At 72.0% G+C, this 2082-nt stretch carries 2 protein-coding genes; one reads left to right on the forward strand and one right to left on the reverse strand.

The annotated features are described in order from the left end of the window. Positions 1-505, forward strand: a 505-nt coding sequence (locus VF468_06785) for a M14 family zinc carboxypeptidase (protein ID HEX5878012.1), incomplete at its 5' end; no start/stop codon positions are given. Between the two features lie 30 nt (positions 506-535). Here VF468_06785 and VF468_06790 read toward each other — a convergent pair. Continuing rightward, positions 536-1702 carry an FIST N-terminal domain-containing protein gene (locus VF468_06790; protein HEX5878013.1) on the reverse strand — a complete coding sequence of 389 codons (1167 nt, stop codon included), beginning with the start codon at positions 1700-1702 and terminating at the stop codon, positions 536-538. Positions 1703-2082 lie beyond the last annotated feature (380 nt).

Raw genomic sequence — 2082 nt, forward strand, 5'->3', positions numbered from 1 at the left:
GGGCACTCTCGACATCGACACGTCGAGTCATGTCCCCAGCGACCAGACCTACGTGGGACCGCGGGCCTTCTCCGAGCCCGAGACCCGGGCCGTCCGGGACCTGATCGGTCGCGAGCTGTTCCAGGGCCTGATCACCTATCACAGTTACTCGCAGCTGATCCTGTACCCGTGGGGCTACACCGAGGATCCGGTGCCGGAGCCCGACCGGGAGGAGATGGCCGGCCTCGCCGCCAAGATGAGCGAGAAGATCAAGGCCGTCCACCAGAAGGTCTACGTGCCGCAACAGTCCTCCGATCTGTACCCGACTGCGGGCGACACGACGGACTGGACGTACGGCGTCTACGGAATCCCCTCCTTCACCATCGAGCTACGCCCGCGCACCGCGCTGGAAGGGGGATTCGTGGTCCCGGCAAGCCAGATACAGCCCGCCTTCGAGGAGAACAGGCCGGCGGCGCTGAAGTTCATCAGCCGGGTACTCGATCTCGCCGCACCCGCACCCTCCTGACGGCGCGCCTCCACGCGCCCCGGCACAGCCTCAGCGCTCATCGTCGTCCACGAACAGCGCGAGCGAGGCGGTGAAGCCGTGGAGGGCGTTGCGCCCGCCGATCGGGCCGAGCTCGCCGGCGGCGAAGAACCCGGCCAGCGGGATGCCGCCGAGCAGATCCTCGACCAGGCTCGCGTCGTGGTCGGGCACGTCGAACATCCGCCGGCCACGACCGGTGCAGGTGAACAGCAGCCCGCCCGCGGGCCGACCGGAGGCCGCCGCCCCGGCCTCGTGCAGTGCGATCCGCAGGTCGTCGTCGGCGCTGGCGGCGTCCCGGACATGGAACTGCACGGTGGTGCCCACCTCGACGATGTCGCCGACCTCGATCGCGCCGCTGGCCTCGTCGGCGCCGGTCAGCGCGCGGACCAGGAAGTCGCCGCGGGCGGGCACCTCGTCGTACTCCTCGACGACGATGCCGATCAGCAGCCCCTGAGCGACCAGGGCCTGCTGATCCGCGGGGAGCGCTGCCACCATCTCCTGCAGACGCCACAGCGGGGGCCGCCCGCCCAGCCCGGTGATCATGCGCCCACGCGCGCCGGTGACCGTGTACGGCTCGCCGATCGGGCGGCAGCCCTGCGACACCACGCGCACCCCCCGCCATCCCGGCAGCCGCACACCGACCGCCCCGGAACCCAGCACCCGGTCGTCGCAGAACAGTCGCGACAGCCCGGGCCATCGTGCCCCGCTGACCAGGCCGCCCATCACCGTCGTGCCGGGCAGATGATCGTTGAGGTGCGCCAGCAGCAGCTCGGCCGGGAAGGAGTACGGGTCGGGCAGCAGCAGGTGAAAGTCGTGCCCCGCGGGATCGAACCGGTAGCCGGTGAAGAGGCCGCCGGCCGAGGTACGCACGAACTCGAGGTGGAACGCCTCCGGGGGCTGCGGCAGCGCGGCCAGCCATACCGCGACCGAGGGCTCGTCCTCGACCTCGCGACGCCCGGCCACCACCCCGCCGGCCACGCAGCCCACCAGCGCAGACGGCGCCACCACCTCGCGTACCGCCGCCAGCACCGTGCTGGCGTCGTCGCCATGGTGAGCCGATGCCAACAGCACGGCCAGCGACGGCGTCTCCCCGGCCAGCCCCTCCACGGCCGACAGCGCCGCCTCGGTCGCCGCCCGGCGTGCCTCCGGCACCGTCGCCAGGCCGACCCCAATCCTCACCCCACCATGGTGCCTCCTCGTCGGGGCCCTGCCACCCCGCAGTACGGCGGCAGGGCGAGTGGTTTCCATGCGAGCGCGACCCCGGCGGTCCCGAGGGCGCCGCACGCGACAAACGCCAGGCCCAGCCAGCACACCCAACGCGGGAGCAGGCCGGCGCGCAGCGCGGCGATCGAGAAGGTCCCATGACCATCGCGATCGGCGCCATCCGCAGGTCGAAGAGCAAGTGGGTCAGGTTGGTCAGGCCGTTACCACCCCCGCGGTGCGCGGTCCGCGACCGCACCAGCACAGTCGGGATGGCCAGTGCCCCGACCAGCCCGCAGAGCGCAGTGCCCCGTCGTACTCGGTGAGGAACACGCGGATCTCGGCGGCGGAAGCCGTCT

The organism is Actinomycetota bacterium, from assembly GCA_036280995.1.
Classification (GTDB): Bacteria; Actinomycetota; CALGFH01; order CALGFH01; family CALGFH01; genus CALGFH01.